Here is a 16,420-nt window from a genome sequence, read left to right on the forward strand (position 1 = left end):
ATAAAGTCATCGGTCGGATTGCTGGGAGTGCCATTATTATTAACTACAGCACTACCATTACTGGGATTACTAACAATCGCGAGAGTCAGGGAATCTCCCTCAATATCCGAGTCATTCTCTAAAACATTAATACTAACTTCTGTATCTTCATCAGTCGTAGCACTATCATCTCCAGCTTCCAGTGCATCATTAACGGGATTAATAGTAAGATTAACCGTAGCTGTGTCAATACCACCATTCCCATCATCCACTTGATAGGTGAAACTGTCATTACCGTTAGTGTTGGGATTGGGAGTATAAGTAATAAAGTCATCGGTGGTATCGCCTTGAGTGCCATTATTATTAACTACCGCATTACCATTACTGGGATTACTGACAATTGTTAGACTCAGGGAATCTCCGTCAATATCAATGTCATTGTCTAAAACATTAATATTAACTGGGATATCTTCATTACTTATGGCACTATCATCTCCGGCTTCTGGTGCATCATTAACAGAAGTAACGGTAACGTTAACAGTAGCGGTGTCAGCAGGGTTAACCCCATCATTTAACTGATAAGTAAAACTGTCCGGTCCATTGTAGTTGGGATTCGGAGTGTAAGTAATAACGTCATCGGTTAGATCATCAGGGGTACCATTGTCATTTACTACTGCACTGCCATTACTAGGATCACTAATAACCGTTAGAGTGCTGTCTCCCTCAGTATCCGTGTCATTATCTAATACGTTAATGTTAACTGTTGTATCTTCAGTGGTAGTGGCAGTATCATCGACAGCTACCGGGAGTTCGTTGGTCAGGTTGAATTCAATATAGTCAAATCGGATGAATTCTTCACCATCAGCGGTACCTTTAACCTCGATCAAGTCTCCATTACGGATAAACGTGCTGGGGCTAATTTCCAAAGCGACGAAACTCAAGGCTTCGGGGATACCACTAGCAGTAGAGGTAGGATTATTAAGAGTGATGGTGGGAAAAACGGTACTGCCAATGGTGACATCGATTGAGCCTTCTCCATCTATTTCGTCAAAGGTGCCAATGATTACTTCATAGGTACCAGTGGGTTGATTAAAGCTTGTGCTAGCAGTACCAGGGGGGAAAGCAGTATTATTAACCGCATCAAATAGAGTGATTACTGCGCCCCCGGAGGCATCAGGATTACTAGTAGTTACAAAGTTAGTTATACTAGAAAAATTTTCGGCTTCAATTCTCGTCATAGTGTTGTAGTCTCCAACCTTTATCTGTGTTTAAAGCTATGGTAATTTTATTTAGGAAGTTTATTTGGGCAGCAAGTAATACCCTAGCAATTCGATATCCACTCAAACCCCATGATTCCGATACCCTTTACAGAGCCATGGGCAAGAGTAGAATACTATGCTAAACGTTCACCAAAGCACCGATTATTACAGCTAATCAAAAATCTCATAAATCTGCCGCTGTATTAGTTACACAGTTTTGAATTTCCGTGTTTTCAAACCTATCGCTGAGGACGTAGATGCTCCCCCAACATTATTTTGTTGAGATAGTCTGAGCACTATACTATAGTCTTCCACCAAGAGCTTTAGTTTTTGCGGTCAAACAATTCCTTTATTTATTGATGACATGAATTGGATACTATGTCACCATTAATTTTTGTAATTTTATCAAATCTTTATCCTATTGTTACTGATATGATAATTGCTCAATATTTTCGATTACTAGAGAATAATTAATGCGTTCGCTTTTAGCGCGGAAGCTGAGGCCGTAGGCCACGCTTTGCGTTCGCGTAGCGTCGGCTTTGCCGAAACGCTTCCGGAGCGCTGCGGTTAGGGAATAGGGAATAGGGAATAGGGAAAAAGAGGAAAGTGTCGGGAGATGGTCAGGGAGATGGGGATTTTAGATAAGCAACTGGCTTCCCAAGACCGTGCTAGCTCGCTGCATCCCTTCGTCCCTTTAATTTTTAAACACCATTACATCCATTCCTATAATTCTACGGGTATAAACAATCAATCCCCAAAATCTCCTTTATAGATACTTTATATAAGTCTTAAATTTGTGATTACAAAATACATATAATTATCCAGAAAATAACTAATATAAAAATATTGAGTTGATCTTTCATCGAAAACTAATCCATTAGGTTAACCAACCATAGATTTTATTATAAGCATTACTTATACAAGAACTCTACTTTGATGATTATTTAATAACGCCTCCTACTACTTATAGGATTTGGATTGATAGCGCTTACAGTGATATAATTTCGAATTCAGTCTTGAATAAGTTATGAACAAAAATTATTAATTTCTAAATCTTGAAATTTTATAAATATTTAAAATTGATGGCTATATAGCATTTCTATCTGGGTTGTAAACAAACTTCTTTCCCTAAAAGGCCTATGGCCTATGGCCTATGGCAAGAGTAACCCACCCCTACTGCTCCCAGGAGGGGAAAGAGATACGTAGTTTTATTTTATTAAAAAAAAATACCTCCTACGTTTACATATCAAATACAAACGCTATATAAGGTTTCTATATATAAGCAATCAGCTAACGCCCTTAGCGCGTTAGCTGATTGCCCTTGGCTAAATACTTAGGTAATTTTAAATTAGGTAATTTAAATTTTGTATTTTAAATTACGTATTTCACACATAACTTTGCCAACTGGTATCGGTTAGTGGATCAAGCTTCTCCAGGCGATCGAACCCATTGGCATTCATCAGCCAGACACTATTTTGTCCATCGTCGAGATTGCGCCAGAGGATATCATCGAAACCATTATCATCGATGTCGAGGGTGCCATGGATTACCTCCTGACCACTACTGATTGGTGAGGAGATCAACACTGATTCAATGTACTGAGTCCCTTCCATCCTCCAATAGTAAATAGTTTGGTCTTGAGTATTGCGCCAAATAATATCCCCATCACCATCTCCATCCAAATCTCCCGCTGCCCTCATTTCCCAAATACTAGTGACTGGTTCCGATTTAATCAACACCTCCTCAGCCACAGTGGTGCCATTCATTAACCAGACTTTATTTTCCCCAGTGGAGGTATTGCGCCAGAGAATATCCTGTTGTTGATCACTGTTAAAATCTTCGGTGCCACGAATTTCCCAGTCCAGGTCTGGAGTTGGGGTTATGGACACTGAATTTTCAAACACCGATCCTGCCATCAACCAGATGCCAGTTTCACCAGTAGAGGTATTACGCCAGAGAATATCCTGTTGTTGATCACTGTTAAAATCCCCTGCACCCTGCATCTGCCAGGGACTGTCGGCTGGTTCTGTTGGTGAAGGAATTGTCACGGCTTGAGCTAAGTCGAGACCATCCATCAGCCAAGCACCATTGACTCCGGTCTCCTGATTACGCCAGAAAATAGTCACACTCTCGGTGATCGTGGATTGGTCATTGTCGGTAATGGTGAAAGTGGCACTGGGAGTCTGACCTAATTGATAGTTGGGACTATTCTCAAGGGTAATAATGACAGTTTCTTCCCCTTCTACTAGACCATCGGCGATTGGGGTAAGCTTGAGATCTACTGACTGCTGACCTTCTGGAATAGTAACGGTACCAGTTAGGATGGGCTTGTAATCTGAGGGGCTAGCGGTGCCACTGACCGTGTAAGTTACCTCTAGGCTTTGACTAATGTCTCCGGTGCGGCTGATGGTAATACCACCACTTTTTGGCACAGTTTCGGCTAATGTGCCATCAGTAGGGATAATGGTAAGTTCAGGAACATTAATAACTGGATCAGCTAACGGTGCTGGTGTTATTTCAATAACGTCGATCCGTGCTAGTTCATCGGTTTGATTCCCCAAACTATCCGCCACGGCAGAGATTTCAATCTGATCCCCTGGAGCCAGTGTTACGTTTTCAAAGACCGGATTAGGATTGGATAAACCATCAAATATAGAACCAGTCAACCCGATATAATTACTAGAGCTGGGTATGTCTATGGGTGGATTGCCCTGTTCTCCGGGGTTTTTATTGAAAATATATCTACTAATTGGGATATTGTTGACACGAAGTGTCAGGGTAGATCGGCCATCTAATTCATCAAAATGGGCAATATTAAAATTATAGTTACCAGCAGGACCGTCAGCTTCTGTCCAGGTTAAACGAATGAATCCTGGTTCAGTAGTATTGGTTTTGGAAATCTCGATAGCTTGGCCACCGGAAGCAATGTCACTCTCAAAAACTATGTAGTTCTCTAGACTCAGCCTAGTTGTGTCTTCTGCCTCAAATTTTGGCATAATTACTATTATCCTCTACTTTTTAGGGAATAGGGAACAGGGAATAGGGAACAGTAGAAAAGAGATCAGAGTAGTTTTTGGGGTTATGGAAAATCAGTATTGGAGTTTATAGTCTATAGCAAAGGGAGTAGGGATTAGGGGGGAGCATGTCACTTATGCAGAACATTTGTACGCTTATCTGGGTAATGGGTAATAGGTAATGGGTAATAGCGATGCAGCGCGGTCTTGGGGGTTTCCCCCATGAGCGACTGCATCAAGACGGTAATGGGTAATAGGTAATGGGTAATAGGTAATGGGTAATAGGTAATGGGTAATAGCGATGCAGCGCGGTCTTGGGGGTTTCCCCCATGAGCGACTGCATCAAGACGGTAATGGGTAATAGGTAATAGGGGGAGCATGTCACTTATGCAGAATATTTGTACATTATCTATAGCCCCCTCATGGGTTTAAGCTTGCTCTCATGGTACATAGTACTAATGTTTCAGCAACGCAAGACCTGCTCCCGGATTAGGGAGTAGTGAACAGCAGATATGGGTACAAAAATTATCACACTTACTACAGGAATTGCTAACTACAAATTACTAGATTGGATCTGACAATTTTTGTAATCGAAATCTTGTTCACTTTCACTTAAGTAACTATATTGCTTATGATTGAACAATAGCTAAAATTAGATTTTTATAGTAAGTCTATGACTTGTTATTGATAAGCACAAATAACCATTACTATAGATGACATAATTATGAGTAAATGTCACTATAAAATTACTTACTTTATTAAATCTTTACAGTTTTTTTTCCGGATTCTTTAATAGTCTTCACGTTTAGATCTCTCGTTTAGATCTCTATAGGTTGGTGACAAGAGAAGGAAAACGCCCAAGAGGCAGAGTTCAGGAAGGTAGCAAAACACTATAGACTTTACGGCAGTGTTCAATTGAGTTTGTGTTAAATCCCAGACTACCGGAATTGATATCTATCAATTATCATAGCTATGAGGTACACAATTTATATATTTTAGGGAATAGCGGATATGGTAACAGGGAAAATTTAATAGCGATTTGGTACATCAATACAGGGAATCAATGTCAATGAAAATGTACCTCATAACTGCGAAAAAAGCTAGAATGGGCTGATGTAAGCTATCAGCTATGACCTATCAGCTAATGCCCGTAGCGCATTAGCTGATACCTGACGTTGTTTACTTGATCTTGTGAGCAACAGGCGTTTCTTGCTGCCTTCTTAAAGGCTAATGTCCTACTGATTCTGAGTAATGGGCTGCTGCACACAGTTGAGCATACGCAGAGTAGCAGCAGCGGCATAGTTCCGGCGTGCTTCAGAATTGGGGAAGAAAGCGTTACCCCTTTCGTTTAGGGGAGATGCCACTTGGCAGTAGCCAGACATTTCAGAAATCAGAGCGACAGCCCAGTGACCTTCAGTGTCGGAAAATTGTGTGACTGACCCATTAGAAACGAGTACCCCTGGCTGCCCTTGGAGGCTTTTGGCAAATTCAGCAGCTTTTTTTTGTACTGCCATCAATTCGGCGCGAGTTACGGACTTATTTGGTCGAAAGGTGCCATCAGGATAGCCACTAACAATGTTGTTGTCCCTCGCCCATTGAATTTTGGCAGCACTCCAGCGCCCAGCCTCAACATCCTGATAGGGCCGCCCTGATGCTTGAGTGGGGACAGTAATATTAGCACCTGGCAGTTTACCTAAGCCTTCAATGACCATAGACACGAGTTGTTCTCTGGTTAGAAACCCTTGAGGTCTGAAGGTATTGTCCTGAAATCCAGCAATAAATCCCATTGCTACAGCTTTTTCAATTTCTGAGGCATAGACATCATTAGTAATATCCCGAAATTTAGAAGTTTCCCGTGGCGGAAGTGGGGGAAGGTCGGATGGATCACTACTTCCTGTGTTACCTAGGGGTGAATTAGTAGCAAGGTAGACGTGACCTAGCTCTTTGCCATTGAACATTCTCTTGGCAAATTCCCAACCGGGCTGCAGAAAAATTTTCATAAAGCCCTGGCTAATACCACCAGTTCTGCCGATGATGACTTCAGGAGCTTTACGATCAAGACGGTGCTTACCCACTAGCAACAGTTCACCATTACGCTCAACAATGCTGAGGATGTAATCGAGTCCTAGATCTTCACCAGCCATGCGCATGGAATAGCCATTGCTATCAGTACTGCGTCCGCAAATGCCAGTAAAGTCAAAGTTCAACAGCAGTGGGTCTACGATCACTGGGTTAGTACCACTTTCGCTCCAACAGGCTCGCTTGTTGGATTTTTGTTCTATGATCAGCAGTTGATGAGAATTTGCCCCAAAGGGTTGAGCTACAGCAATAAACTTGCCTTGTTCAACTTGTTTTTGCTCGAAGGTCGCGGCGGAGGTTTGGTTGCCAAGACTGATTGCTGAGAAGGCAGTGGCTAGGGCAACGGTGGCGAAGGTGGCTAGTTTTTGTGGTAATTTTTGTTTTAAACAATTTTTCATGCTACTTACCTCTCTCTTTCAGCATCTGTACTGAGCTTTTAAGATTTGTCAATTTTAAGACAACTGCTTCAAGCTATAATGATTAACTTTTAGATTAAATGTTTCTGGTTCTAATTGTTTAAGTTTTATTTTTGATTCATGAAATTTGAGCAAAAGTAGCTAAGGATACATAAGCTATCAGCTATCAGCTATCAGCTATCAGCTATTAGGCGCTTTAACTGCACGGGGTCGGATGAGTAAAAGGAGCAGGGTGCATCTCCTAAAAACTGTTTGACCTGGTGGGTGGAATGGGCATCAGGCGTGGAACGGGCATCTTGCCCGTTTCATCCCCAGGCGGATTGTCCCAACACTGGCTACCGAGAAAATGAGGGTGAGTCCGTCCCTGAAGCAGCACTAGCAACTACCTACCGTTGATTAGCTGACGGCTGATAGCTGAACGCGCACGCGTGCGCGTAGCGCATATACTTACCTAAATATCAGTGTGAAGCTGGCGAAACTATCACAAGGTTTTCGAGCCTGAGGGTGATCTCTAAGCATGATGGGATCAAGGCTAAAAATCCGTCGGAGGTCGCTAGGATGTTATTTAATATTGCTGGTGTAGGGACTGGGTTAGGAATTCTAACCCTATTGGTGTTTGGGCTGTTGCAATGGTTGCACATCAGTACTGGTCATTTCCTAGATTGGGTGATTGGTGTGGCTAGCTTTTGGTGGCTGTTGGTGATTGTGACAGTTCCGTGGAATGTCCACTTGGAAGCTAGGGAAGTTTTAGCAGAGGGGTCGGCTTCCAGGGCAAATGAGATTGCGGTTGACCCGAAGCAATTAAACTATGTGGAAATGATAGCTAAGCGATCGCTAACTGTTGCAATCGCCCTTCACGTCTTATCTGCTGTGGGTTTGTACATCCTTGCTGCTACTGGGATTAGTGCTGTGGGCTACGTCAGTTCCGGAGCAGCTTTGCTTTTAACTGCTTTGCGTCCAGCGGTACGTTTTTACCAGTATTTAGCAGCCCGATTAAGGATGATCCGGCAAGAGTTTACCTATCCTCGCCGAGATGTAATGGAACTACGGAATCGTTTTGAAGCTCTCGAAAGAACTGTCAAAGGTCTACAAGAGCAACTAGACCCACAAGAACCTTACTCTTGGGTGGCAACCCATCAGCGTTACTGGGAAGAGACTCGCAAAGGCTTAGCCCAACTTGAAGCATCAATGGCACAACTGGAAGCTCATAACAATGCAGAACACCAGCGTTTAGCTCGGGATTCTGAAAATGCGATCGCGCAATTAACTGCAGATAGTCAATTCCTGGATCATGTTCGAGAAATTATCCGATTTTTCAAGACAGCTTAGCTGTCCGGCAAAAGAAGCCCCACACCTAATGCGCATTAGGTGTGGGGCTTCTTTTGCACAAGATAATGTAATAGGGGAACAATTACGATTTGATATTGTCTATAATAAAGGAAGTAGGAAAGACAAATGAAGAGCTAACCGCCACCTACTAACTGAAAATAACTGAAAAACATAATTTTTTTGTATTGTTCCGGTGGGTCGGGGCATCCCGGAGACGAAACCTTAGAAGAGCGATGCAGCGCGGTCTTGGGGGTTTCCCCCACTCGCTATTGCATCAAGACAGGGTCGCCTTAATCATAAAGTTTTAACCCTTTTATCCATAGCCGACTAACCATAAAGGCGACCCTCTTTAAGCGGTAACTTCTGACCGTGTCGTCAATAAAGCAAGCCTACGTATCCGTTCGCGCAGCGTCGGCGAAAGCCGATACCGTTGGGTGGAGTTGGCAAGAAGCCCACACTGTAATCTCTGATGAGCGTGTGGGAGTATGTCACTAGTTAAAGAGTTGCTTGAGTTGGAATCAGGAATCAGGAATCGGGAATCGGGAATCGGGAATCGAGAATCGGGAATCGAGAATCGGGATCAAAGCAGGTTAGATGATTCATATAAACGCCTGATAACGGCGATAATTCGCTTGCCGTAATCTAAGTCAGCTGACCAGCGCCCACTGAGCTGTTCCACTAAGGGAGCAATCCCTCGGGTAACGAAGCGAAACCGGGGATCGACCAAGGGTTGGACTAGGGGTTCCTGACTGGCGTAGGCTTTCAAGTGTTGGATATGAGCACGGACTCCAATTCTAGCGCTAGGAAAAGTCGCTTCTTCGTCACTAGTCACTGCTCCCAAACCACCAAAATTATTTTGCTCAGGTCTAAGGCGATCGCTAAAGCGTAGGAAGTTAGTTTCTACACAAGCTTGGGCAAAGGCAATGTCATAGTTGACTCCCTCCACTGAGGCTTCTTCTCGATAGAGCCTAGGTAGGTCAGGAAACTGAGTCAGGCCGTTCTGATTATTGTTTTTAAGAAATATCTGTAACTGGACTTCGGAGGTGCTACCATGACCCATAATCCGGTCAATCAGACCTGGACAGATTTTCTGGGAAATTGAGCGCAAAATCACAGTGCGGGTGGCAGCATCCCAACCGACGAAGATGTTATAATCTCTTAGTTCAATGGCTTTAACATACACGACTCCCCGATATTGCACACGACGGACATTGTCAGCGGTGGTCAAATCGACTCCTAGGCGATCGGCTAGGTCAATGGGAATGTAAGAATTGCTATTGATTAGAACACCTCGATCATCGTAAGTCTGATTATTGATTTTAATATCAATGATCGGATAAACGGGATTGAATTGATCGGGTGGCTGTTCACCAGAAATCAAACTACTCCATTGGGCCAGTCCATCAACTATGCCTAGGGCCATGTCACGACGTCGATTCTGGAGCAGAGCACGGTCTTGGGGATTAGTCAGAAAGCCAACTTCGAGCAGTAGAGAGGGCAGGATAACATCACGGCAAAAGGCAAGACGCCCAACACCTGAGTCCGTATCGGGTTTTGCTCCTCGATTGGGCAGTTCAGGAAGGCGTGTGATCAAATAGCGTAGCATTAGTTCACCATGCTTCTTGCGCTCAGTGTTATTGAAAATGTAGAAGGCAGAGGCACCTCGGATGTTAGGATTGGCAAAGGCATCAGCATGAATCTCTAGCGCTACATCACCAAAACGAGCACGGTCATTAATCCATTGAATTGTCTGCCTTAAACTTAATTCATCAGGAACAGATAATACTTCATACCCACGCGATCGCAATTCTGGCACCACTATATCTCGCAGCCGAATCATTTCTTCGGCTTCTGTTGTCCCACCGGCAATCGCCCCTGGGTCACGACCACCGCTTTCCATGCCACCGTGACCTGCTGAAATAAATATACGTCCCATGTCTTGCTTTTTGCCCTCAGCCCTTAATTGAGCACTTGCTTTTTCCAGGATAAGGATTTACTTTCCCTATGGCTAGGGGAAGTTCGACTGTACAAATCATCCCACCAATAGGGAACAGCAAGGAATAACCAAAGCAACATAGACTGATGAAAAATTAACGATGAATACTATCCTTTAGCAAAGGGAGTAGGGAGTAGGAAGTAGGGAGTAGGGGTAATACAGAGTTGCATTCAAAGAGAGTAGATTGGTTGGATAGGGAGATGGGGAGATGGGGAGATGGGGAGATGGGGAGATGGGGAGATGGGGAGATGGGGAGATAGGGAGATTGGCGGAAGAGAAAGTTGTACCTTTGAGCGCAACTTGGTATAAGAAACTTGAAGGTACCTCATAAGTATGATCAACGCTAGAGATTGAGCAACCTCTGGAAAATAATAGCTTTGAGCAAACTAAATATCAATGGCTAACTATTAATGGCTAATCAAACCTTTGGACTAGACAACCAGCTTAACGACTACTTAAAATCTGTTTCCGTAAGAGAGCCAGACGTTTTGACCCAGCTGAGGGTCGAAACAGCAGAGCATTCCATGGCTAGGATGCAAATAGCTCCTGAACAGGGGCAGTTTATGGCCTTACTAGTGCAGTTGATGGGAGCTAAGAAAACTCTAGAGGTGGGGGTATTTACGGGCTATAGTGCTTTAGCTGTAGCCTTAGCTTTGCCACCAGAGGGAAAGGTGGTTGCCTGTGATATCAGTGAGAAGTATACTGCGATCGCAGGTCGCTATTGGCAACAAGCTGGAGTAGCTGACAAAATTGACCTGCAAATTGCCCCAGCACTGGACACTCTGGATCGGTTGCTGGAAGAAGGACAGGCAGGTACGTTTGATTTTGCCTTCATTGATGCTGATAAACGGAACTACGAAAGCTACTACGAGCAGGCACTGAAACTGGTGCGTAATGGTGGACTTATTGCTGTGGATAATGTCCTCTGGTCGGGGCGAGTAGCAGATCCTGAGGTAGTCGATAACAGAACTGAGGCAATTCGAGCATTTAATCAAAAGCTCTCTCAAGACCAACGGATAACCCTTAGTTTGGTACCGATTGCTGATGGATTGACCCTAGCGCTAAAGAAGTCAGAAGTATGAAGTCAGAAGTAAGAAGTATGAAGTAAGAAGTCAGAAGTAAGAAGTCAGAAGTATGAAGGTAAGCATTCAGCTATCAGTTATCAGTTATCAGCTAATGCCCTACGCGCACGCTACTTGAGGTGCTATCAGCTAATGCCCTACGGGCACGCTACTTGAGGTGCTTTTGAATCAAACAAGTAACCATTCGTTTAATCTCAGTTGAGTCTGCTTTTCGCGTAGCGTGAGCCTTTAGCTGACGGCTGACCGCTAACCGCTGACCACTGACCTCTATGCTTCATTGGTGAGATTATCAAAACAGTAAGGGCAAGAAATCCCTTTGATATATTTAGGGGAATTGAGATCAGCTTGGGAAATTGGATTGCCACAACCGTAGCACATATGGTGGGTTCCAGCTTCCAACCTGTGCTTGAGAGCAATTCGTTGATCGAAAACAAAGCACTCGCCCTCCCATAAACTTTCGTCTTCTGGGACTTGTTCTAAATACTTGAGAATGCCACCTTTGAGATGATAGACCTGTTTAAACCCCTGACTCAACATAAACGATGAGGCTTTTTCACAGCGAATACCCCCTGTACAAAACAGGGCTACTTTTTTGTCTTTGGTGGAATCGAGGTGATGGCGAACATAATCAGGGAATTGTCGGAATGACTCAGTATGGGGATTTTGGGCACCTTTGAAGCTTCCGATAGTTACTTCATAGGTATTGCGGGTGTCAATCAGGACTACGTCTGGATCGGAAATGAGAGCATTCCAGTCCTGGGGGTTAACATAGGTACCTACCTGCTGATTGGGGTCAACCTCTGGCAAACCGATGGTGACAATTTCTTTCTTTAACCGGACTTTCAGGCGGTTGAATGGGGGGGAGTCGGTGTAGGATTCTTTATGCTCTAAGTCGGCCAGACGGGGATCGGAACGGAGAAACGCTAGGACTGAATCAATGGCTTGACGGGAGCCTGCGATGGTGCTGTTAATGCCTTCTGCTGCGAGGAGAATCGTTCCTGTGATGCCTTGAGCTTGACAATGAGCTAGTAAGGAGGGTCGTTTATCGGCAAAGTCTGGCAATCTGACAAATTTGTAAAATGTTGCTACTACCTGGGTCATGATCCGGTTAAGGGGTGAAAATAGTGCTGAGTTTTGAGTCCTGAGTCGGAAAGTGCCTCACTATTTACTATATTGGCGTATGGTAAGACCCCGCATTAACCTGCTATGGTAATAGTACTGTTGCGATGTCTATGGGAAAATTTTTTGGCTATCTTGCTTGACTTTCCACTTGGATGTTGTATAATAACAAAAGTGCAGTTGATTAACTAAGCTTGATTTAGCTTGAGTTGTCATTAGCTGGGGGTATAGCTCAGTTGGTAGAGCGCCTGCTTTGCAAGCAGGATGTCAGCGGTTCGAGTCCGCTTACCTCCACTAGTTATAGGTATTTATAGATTGATGGCGAGGGTGAGCTTTGTAGTAGAAACAAAGTTGTATAACTCCACGACCTGCGGCCAATTCCATGTAGTTGATCAGGTTTTAGAGCTTATTTCTAAAGGTAGTCTAAAAAAATGGACTACAACTCTGGTAAGTCCTTGTAGCTTAGTGGCTTGACTTCCTCTCGCATTTCTCCATGAGCCGCTTTGTCAGAGCGATTGGGAGCTGTTGTTGTTTTTAATGAAATTGCCCCAGGGACAAACCACCTGGGGCAAAGCCTCGTTCTCAACCAGCAAGACTCTTAGAAGGAAAAAACTAGAGCTTTGCTGTCTGAAACCTATGGTTCTAGGAAAGAGTACTTAGAACGGTTTAAAGTCTTGCCCATTGCACTTTTAGTAGTAGCAGACGGGCAACCTGGATTCTCAGGATTAGGCTCTTCTCCCTTACAGACCTCAATAACCGGGACAACATCAGGACCTTGACCCTTGAATGAATACACTTGAGGTGGTGCTTGTGAAACCCTTGCAGCATTATAGGGTCTGCCACTGTCAGGCCCATCACGTTTATCTGTGACAAGGATAGGTCCTAAGACTTCTGCAGGTGTATTCCCGACAACATTAGATAATGTAATTGTGAGGAGTTGATCTGGGTTCAGAGATGGGTCTTCCGAGAAGAAAAGGACGCAGGAGAAATTCTCATTCTGCGCAACATTGCGCAGGTAATGTTGACTTCCCTCAGGAAAGAGGAATAGTTCCCCCGGCCTAACAAAAGCTTCTTCAATTCTCTTTGATTCAAAAAACGTTCCGTTTTCTCCAGTTGGTATACTCTTGGCTGGGACAATGGTTCCCACTTGCCCTAGGCCCTCATAACAATAACCGGCCTCCGCAGAATTGAGGTGCCAGTGGGGAGCGCGAATTCCACCCGGTGCAATAATGAGTTGGCCGACAGCCGCTCCTCCCAGAGCAGGAAAATTTTGCCCGCTAATGGCCGTTAGACTACCCAGATATTCATATTCATGAGAATCAGGACTAAGGTAATAATAGTCTTTTGCAACCACGAAATGCGCGATATTTTCCTTCGGATCGTCTGAGACTTCGTCTTGTGCCTTGAAGCCAGATAATAATTCCAGTCTACTTTTCCTGGGAATTAAACCGCAGCCGCTCATGTCTTGGAAATAACCCTTAGTGAACTCGCTGGGAGTATTGAAGAACAAGTCCCAACCATCTTGGATAGGATAAATTTCTTCAAACACACCGCCTTCGAATTGAGGATCTTCAAAGTGAAACTTGACGTTAGCAACCTTCCCATAACAATCCCGATTCTTAATATATTCTTCATCTATATTTTCCGGTGTCCGATCAACTTTATAGGCCATATTTGGAGCTAGACACTGTTGATCATCAAGGCATGGCGGTGGCGATGGGACTGGCGGTGGCGGCAGTAGCTCTGGCGGTGGCGGTAGGAATGGCGGTGGCCCCGGCGGTAGGAATGGCGGTGGTGCCACCAGTAGCTCTGGCCCCGGCGGTAGCAATGTTAATTGGGGAAGGACAACCTGTTCATTGGAGCTTAGTGTCGTTTCTTGAGCCATTGCTGGTGCAGAGACAGGCCCGAAAGAAATGAACAGTGCTATCAAAACTGTACAAATGAAAACACTACACAGCGATATCATTTGCCCTTTAAAGTTTTGCATGAGAATCTCGCGTTATAAGTAGATTTGATGCATCAAAAAAGATGAACTATACATCTTTCTTGTTGACCCTGGGGGGGTGAGATGTAAGGTAAAATCCTTAGCAATAACTTCAGCCCATAAGTTACTTAAGCTGCGCTTAAAGATACATGCCGTTTTGGGCGCGACCTTAGCGTATTTATAAGGGTTTGAGCTTCATGAAGCGATGCAGCGCGGTCTTGGGGTAAACCCCCATGAGCGACTGCATCAAGACAATCATTCGTAGGGTCAATTTGGGACTGTATCAAGCCATAGATAATTGGCCTCAAACCTCGAAGCCTAATCTAGTAAGCTTTTCATGGCTCATGTCACCCCCTCAGTTGTTGACCAAAATCACTGTACTATAGTATTTTGATTTTTGCAAATGATTTAGGATTGCTATAGATGTATTCTAGTTCACTTTGTTTGACTGGTGTTACTGATTTTCAATCATACCTAGCCTGTACTCCTAACGGTTATAAATAGTGCTATAGTAATACCAGCGAAAATGCGATCGCTTTTTTGTATCTCGTTGACAGGACTAATCACTAATAACCACTAACTCTGATTCCATTCAGAAATTGATTTCTAAAAAATAGACGATATAGTTCGCAACTAGCTGTGGCTCGATTACCCTGAATTATGATCAAACCCAAGCTTTCCAATTTATAAGCAGTGAGCGCTTCTAATTCCACACTTTCTGTGGCCATGACTACTTCCTTAAACGCAGCGACTAGGTCAGTATGAGGTAACAAAGCGGCTAAATAGTAACGCAAATAGTTACTATAAATTCCAGTTTGAGTTGGGGCTTCCTCTAGTAATTTTTCTAAGCTAACATCCTGTTTGCTGAGATGATACAGGGCAAGACGAATTAAACTCGGACAACGACCTACCATAGTCACTAAAGGAGCAAGACGTTTCATGGCTTGGTCACCTTTTGCCCAATCCAAACCATGACGCTGGGCTAAGTCTAGCACTTGCTCATTGGTAAATTCTGGGAGTTTAATGGCTAGGCCAACATTAAAGGGAGACTGATTAAGTTTTAGTGGCACATATACATCTGTAGCATGAGCTATCACCCATCTTACGTTTTGCCAAATTTCCAGTTCCCTACCATCCTCATACCAAGAGCGTAGCAAAGACAGAAAATCCCTAGAAAGTTCTGGATACTCAAAAATTTGATTGACTTCATCTAAAGCAATAACAATTGGCCTATCGACTTCCTCTAGTAAATAGTCTTCAAAGTAAGTGGTGCAACTCACCTTAGAGCCAATGTCAGAATCCCAATAGTGATCGAGTTGGAGGGATAAACCCAATTGCCGAGTGACGTTGGCACAAAACCAACGTAAGAACTTATCCAGGTTGGTGAAAACTTGGGAATCAGCTCGGTGTAAACTTAAAGTAACAGTACGAAAGCCCTGCTTCTTGGCATAAGCTACAATCCTTCGCACTAGGGAAGTCTTTCCTTTCTGTCTGGGGCCTTTAATATGAATCAGGCTACCTGGTTTCCTAACTTCTGCGTAGGTGAGTGCTTCAATAGGAGGACGTTCGATATATAAATTGGAGTTTAGTGGTACCGGTCCACTGGGAAAGTCTAGCTCTGGTACCAGAGCAGGGTATAGGGAATTCCCGAAGCTACTTTTGATCCTGTCGTGATAGCTATAAATCCCTAGAGAGGATAGCTGAGCTCGGGAGTACCGCCTCAAAACTGAGCGGACATTACTTTTGGTAACTTTTTGTTTGAGAGCCACAGAGAGACGTTGCCAAAGTTTGAATCCTACATCTCTAATGTAACTATGCTCATACCCGCAGCTTTCCGCAATCTCAGCGTAAGTCTTACCTTCCCAAACTTCACAGAAGACGGTCTCTTGAAGGTTACTGAAGGAGTAATCGGGCAAAATTGTGTCCAAAACAGCTAGGGCTTCGTCTGCCATCATTGACTAGGTTGAAAGCCAACACACCAAACACTAGCTTTACTTTGACATAGAATTGCCAAAATTTCCGTGCAATCAAGCAATTTTTTCCAATTTTTTACGACTATTACCAGCAGATGCCCCAGTCAAATCTAGGTCAAATTCCCGATTTTTTCAGGCAGACAATTTCCATAGGTCTTCTTTAAAATCAACTCAACAGTTCTTTAAGTCT

At 43.8% G+C, this 16,420-nt stretch carries 14 protein-coding genes and 1 tRNA gene; 7 read left to right on the forward strand and 8 right to left on the reverse strand.

Going from position 1 to position 16,420, the window contains the following annotated elements; genetic code table 11:
* Positions 1-1,217 (reverse strand): Ig-like domain-containing protein (locus F6J99_RS03020; RefSeq protein ID WP_293111651.1); only part of this gene is annotated, 1,217 nt, incomplete at its 3' end.
* 649 nt (positions 1,218-1,866) lie between these two features.
* Here F6J99_RS03020 and F6J99_RS03025 point away from each other — a divergent pair.
* Complete coding sequence (locus F6J99_RS03025; RefSeq protein ID WP_293111652.1) at positions 1,867-2,010, forward strand: hypothetical protein; 144 nt, start codon at positions 1,867-1,869, stop codon at positions 2,008-2,010.
* 613 nt (positions 2,011-2,623) lie between these two features.
* Here F6J99_RS03025 and F6J99_RS03030 read toward each other — a convergent pair.
* Both F6J99_RS03030 and F6J99_RS03035 read right to left on the reverse strand, forming a co-directional pair.
* On the reverse strand, positions 2,624-4,234 hold the full coding sequence (locus tag F6J99_RS03030) for an FG-GAP-like repeat-containing protein (RefSeq protein ID WP_293111653.1): 1,611 nt from the start codon (positions 4,232-4,234) through the stop codon (positions 2,624-2,626).
* A 1,253-nt stretch (positions 4,235-5,487) separates the two neighbouring features.
* A complete protein-coding gene (locus tag F6J99_RS03035) occupies positions 5,488-6,729 on the reverse strand; it encodes a DUF3747 domain-containing protein (RefSeq protein WP_293111654.1) in 1,242 nt (413 codons plus the stop codon).
* Positions 6,730-6,999: 270 nt separating this feature from the next.
* On the opposite strand from F6J99_RS03035, the gene F6J99_RS03040 reads away from it, so the two are divergent.
* Positions 7,000-7,143: a hypothetical protein gene (locus tag F6J99_RS03040; RefSeq protein WP_293066837.1), complete on the forward strand. Its 144-nt coding sequence runs from the start codon at positions 7,000-7,002 to the stop codon at positions 7,141-7,143.
* Positions 7,144-7,305: 162 nt separating this feature from the next.
* Positions 7,306-8,076, forward strand: coding sequence for a hypothetical protein (locus F6J99_RS03045; RefSeq protein WP_293111655.1), 771 nt, complete (start codon positions 7,306-7,308; stop codon positions 8,074-8,076).
* 134 nt (positions 8,077-8,210) lie between these two features.
* Here F6J99_RS03045 and F6J99_RS03050 read toward each other — a convergent pair whose 3' ends face one another.
* Positions 8,211-8,339, reverse strand: coding sequence for a hypothetical protein (locus F6J99_RS03050; protein WP_293111656.1), 129 nt, complete (start codon positions 8,337-8,339; stop codon positions 8,211-8,213).
* A gap of 106 nt (positions 8,340-8,445) precedes the next feature.
* Between F6J99_RS03050 and F6J99_RS03055 the strand changes: the two genes are divergently transcribed.
* The gene (locus F6J99_RS03055; protein ID WP_267876302.1) at positions 8,446-8,571 is read left to right on the forward strand and encodes a hypothetical protein; all 126 of its coding nucleotides are present in this window, start codon (positions 8,446-8,448) and stop codon (positions 8,569-8,571) included.
* Between the two features lie 85 nt (positions 8,572-8,656).
* Here F6J99_RS03055 and F6J99_RS03060 read toward each other — a convergent pair whose 3' ends face one another.
* The gene (locus F6J99_RS03060; RefSeq protein ID WP_293111657.1) at positions 8,657-10,012 is read right to left on the reverse strand and encodes an N-acetylmuramoyl-L-alanine amidase; all 1,356 of its coding nucleotides are present in this window, start codon (positions 10,010-10,012) and stop codon (positions 8,657-8,659) included.
* 268 nt (positions 10,013-10,280) lie between these two features.
* Between F6J99_RS03060 and F6J99_RS03065 the strand changes: the two genes are divergently transcribed.
* A complete protein-coding gene (locus tag F6J99_RS03065; protein WP_293111658.1) occupies positions 10,281-10,403 on the forward strand; it encodes a hypothetical protein in 123 nt (40 codons plus the stop codon).
* Between the two features lie 79 nt (positions 10,404-10,482).
* Entirely contained in the window at positions 10,483-11,154 is a 672-nt protein-coding gene (locus F6J99_RS03070; protein WP_293111659.1) for a class I SAM-dependent methyltransferase, read from the forward strand.
* Between the two features lie 267 nt (positions 11,155-11,421).
* Here the strand turns inward: F6J99_RS03070 and F6J99_RS03075 are convergent, their stop codons facing one another.
* A complete protein-coding gene (locus F6J99_RS03075; RefSeq protein WP_293111660.1) occupies positions 11,422-12,255 on the reverse strand; it encodes a rhodanese-related sulfurtransferase in 834 nt (277 codons plus the stop codon).
* Positions 12,256-12,494: 239 nt separating this feature from the next.
* Between F6J99_RS03075 and F6J99_RS03080 the strand changes: the two genes are divergently transcribed.
* Positions 12,495-12,567, forward strand: a tRNA-Ala gene (locus F6J99_RS03080).
* 340 nt (positions 12,568-12,907) lie between these two features.
* Here F6J99_RS03080 and F6J99_RS03085 read toward each other — a convergent pair.
* Together F6J99_RS03085 and F6J99_RS03090 are read right to left on the reverse strand one after the other, a co-directional pair.
* Positions 12,908-13,945: a cupin domain-containing protein gene (locus F6J99_RS03085; protein WP_293111661.1), complete on the reverse strand. Its 1,038-nt coding sequence runs from the start codon at positions 13,943-13,945 to the stop codon at positions 12,908-12,910.
* An 878-nt stretch (positions 13,946-14,823) separates the two neighbouring features.
* Positions 14,824-16,209, reverse strand: a complete 1,386-nt coding sequence (locus F6J99_RS03090) for an AAA-like domain-containing protein (RefSeq protein WP_293111662.1) — start codon at positions 16,207-16,209, stop codon at positions 14,824-14,826.
* Between the last annotated feature and the right edge of the window lie 211 nt (positions 16,210-16,420).

Source organism: Moorena sp. SIO4G3 (assembly GCF_010692305.1).
Lineage (GTDB): Bacteria > Cyanobacteriota > Cyanobacteriia > Cyanobacteriales > Coleofasciculaceae > Moorena > Moorena producens_A.

Bases quoted from the DNA above. Each gene is read 5' to 3' on its own strand.
- F6J99_RS03025 (WP_293111652.1), top strand. From the start codon at position 1,867: ATGGGGATTTTAGATAAGCAACTGGCTTCCCAAGACCGTGCTAGCTCG.
- F6J99_RS03030 (WP_293111653.1), bottom strand. From the start codon at position 4,234: ATGCCAAAATTTGAGGCAGAAGACACAACTAGGCTGAGTCTAGAGAAC.
- F6J99_RS03035 (WP_293111654.1), bottom strand. From the start codon at position 6,729: ATGAAAAATTGTTTAAAACAAAAATTACCACAAAAACTAGCCACCTTC.
- F6J99_RS03045 (WP_293111655.1), top strand. From the start codon at position 7,306: ATGTTATTTAATATTGCTGGTGTAGGGACTGGGTTAGGAATTCTAACC.
- F6J99_RS03060 (WP_293111657.1), bottom strand. From the start codon at position 10,012: ATGGGACGTATATTTATTTCAGCAGGTCACGGTGGCATGGAAAGCGGT.
- F6J99_RS03065 (WP_293111658.1), top strand. From the start codon at position 10,281: ATGGGGAGATGGGGAGATGGGGAGATGGGGAGATGGGGAGATGGGGAG.
- F6J99_RS03070 (WP_293111659.1), top strand. From the start codon at position 10,483: ATGGCTAATCAAACCTTTGGACTAGACAACCAGCTTAACGACTACTTA.
- F6J99_RS03075 (WP_293111660.1), bottom strand. From the start codon at position 12,255: ATGACCCAGGTAGTAGCAACATTTTACAAATTTGTCAGATTGCCAGAC.
- F6J99_RS03085 (WP_293111661.1), bottom strand. From the start codon at position 13,945: ATGGCCTATAAAGTTGATCGGACACCGGAAAATATAGATGAAGAATAT.
- F6J99_RS03090 (WP_293111662.1), bottom strand. From the start codon at position 16,209: ATGGCAGACGAAGCCCTAGCTGTTTTGGACACAATTTTGCCCGATTAC.